Origin of the sequence: Streptomyces poriticola (genome assembly GCF_036689765.1) — a bacterium.
Taxonomy (GTDB): Bacteria; Actinomycetota; Actinomycetes; order Streptomycetales; family Streptomycetaceae; genus Streptomyces; species Streptomyces poriticola.
In genome coordinates this window covers 1-681 of the sequence record NZ_JBAGKH010000099.1, presented here as the reverse complement: position 1 = coordinate 681, position 681 = coordinate 1, and the positions used below count along the sequence as shown (strand labels likewise).

The 681-nt window shown below is 74.0% G+C and carries 1 protein-coding gene; it reads right to left on the bottom strand.

Annotation, left to right across the window (positions count from 1 at the left end):
- Nucleotides 1-681 (bottom strand): ketoacyl-synthetase C-terminal extension domain-containing protein (locus tag V5O46_RS31615; protein ID WP_332888173.1); only part of this gene is annotated, 681 nt, incomplete at both ends.

Below are 681 nucleotides of genomic sequence, written 5' to 3'. Positions count from 1 at the left end.
GCCACGGTTGTCGCGGGCACGGCCGGATTCGACCTGCGCGGCGACGCGACCGGCCGCCAACGCGGCGAGCCCGTCGGAGAGTTCGGACCGGTCGGTGCCGACGACGACCGCGCGGTACGGCAGCGCCGCCCGGCCGGTGGCGAGGGAGTGGGCGGTACCGAGGAGGTCGGTGTCGTCCCGCAGCCAGTCCGCGAGCTGTGCGGCCTGCGCGCGCAGTGCGGCCTCGGAGCGCGCCGACACCACCCAGGGCAGCACGGCGGGCAGACCGGCCGCAGCGGCGGGCCCCGGCTCCTCGGGGGCCTCTTCCAGCACCACATGCGCGTTGGTGCCGGACACACCGAACGACGAGACACCCGCCCGGCGCGGGCGGTCCTGACGCGACCACTCCCGCTCCTCGGTCAGCAGTTCCACCGCGCCGACGGTCCAGTCGACGTGCGGAGACGGCTCGTCGACGTGGAGCGTACGCGGGAGCTTCCCGTGCCGCATCGCCTCCACCATCTTGATCACACCGGCCACACCCGCGGCAGCCTGCGCATGGCCGATGTTGGACTTGACCGAGCCCAGCCACAGCGGCTGTTCGCGGTCCTGGCCGTAGGTGACCAGCAGGGCCTGCGCCTCGATCGGGTCACCCAGCTTGGTGCCCGTACCGTGCGCCTCCACCGCGTCCACGTCGGCGGTCGT